Source organism: Caballeronia sp. M23-90 (genome assembly GCF_053574605.1).
The window spans coordinates 1-1563 of record NZ_JBSIPA010000783.1; the positions used below are offsets into that span (position 1 = coordinate 1).

Sequence of the window (1563 nt, forward strand, 5' to 3'; positions counted from 1 at the left end):
CAAAAAAACCGCTGGGAGGCTTGCCTCCCAGTTCGCGTTTCCGGAATTTATCGAGCGTTTTCCGGCCCACGCACGAACGGAGCAATGCATGAGCACGATATCTACATCGTCAACCGGTTCAACCGTTGACCCGAACAGCGCGGTCCAGCAGGCCGCACAGTCGATCATCAGCGGCTCGACCGGCTCGACCATGGACGTGAACTCCCTGGTCACCGCGCTCGTCAATTCGAAAATCGCGGGCCAGACGGACACTCTCAATAGCAAGACCACCACGGACAACACGCAGGTCACGGCGCTCGGCACGCTGAAATCGGTGATGTCCCTGCTGCAGACGTCTCTTTCGGCGCTCTCGGACGGCACGACGCTCTCTGCCTTCACGGCGACCGGCGACGGCAAGGGCATCACTGCGAAGGGCACCTCCGGCGCGGTGGCGGGCTCCTATTCCGTGCAGGTCTCGAATATCGCGACATCGCAGTCGATTACGTCGGGCGCGTTCAAGTCGACCGATACGCTCGGCACCGGGACCATGACCATCTCGGTCGGCGGCAAGAACATGTCGATCCCGGTCACGTCGGACAACAACACGCTGTCGGGCATTGCATCGGCCATCAATTCGGCGTCCGGCAATCCGGGCGTGACGGCGGCCATCGTGAACGGCACGGACGGCGCGCATCTCGTGCTGCGTTCGTCGTCCACGGGTGTTTCGAACGGGATCAATGTCTCGATCTCGGGGACGGCATCGGGCGATGCGCTGAACAACCTCGCCGTGACCTCGGGCACGGCATCCGCGCCCGCAAGCAGCTCGGAAACGGCCGGCAATTACACGGGCTCGGTGACCACGGTTGCATCGGGAAACTGGACGCAGAGCGTAGCCGGAGAAGACGCCAACTTCTCGATCGCGGGCACGCCCGGAACCAGCGCCAGCAACACGATCACCACGGCGCTCAGCGGCGTTTCGATGACGCTCGATTCCACATCGGTCGGCACCACGCAGACGCTGACCGTCGCGCCCGATACGACCGGACAGGCAACGGCCATCAACGCCTTCGTCACCGCGTACAACAACTACATGAGCACGGTCCAGTCGCTGACATCGTTCGACTCGACCCAGGCAGTCGGTTCGCAAGGGGGCGCGCTGCTCGGCGACTCCATGATGAACACGATCCGCAACACGCTCTCGAGCGCCATCAGCGGCGCGGTCGGCGCGGGCTCGTCCGCGGTCAATCTCGCGTCTATCGGCATCACGCTGCAGCCGGACGGCACGCTCAAGACCGATTCCGATGCGCTCACCGCCGCGCTCAGCAGCGATCCGCAAACCGTCGCGAAGTTGTTCAATTCGACTAACGGCGTTGCCGCGAACATGAACAACGACCTGACGTCGTTCCTTGCGACCGGCGGCATCATGGATACGCGCTCGACCGCGCTGACCGCCGACCTGAAAAGCCTGAGCGACCAGCAAACGGCACTCACGGCATACGCCGCGCAGTTGACGACTTCGTACAACGCGCAATTCACGGCGCTGAACACGCTGATGTCGCAATCGACAAGCAACGCCAGCTACCT

The 1563-nt window shown here is 63.0% G+C and carries 1 protein-coding gene; it reads left to right on the forward strand.

Going from position 1 to position 1563, the window contains the following annotated elements; genetic code table 11:
- Positions 1 to 88: 88 nt before the first annotated feature.
- Positions 89 to 1563: flagellar filament capping protein FliD (gene fliD, locus ACRXB1_RS35825; protein ID WP_449494744.1), on the forward strand; the 1475-nt coding region annotated here is incomplete at its 3' end.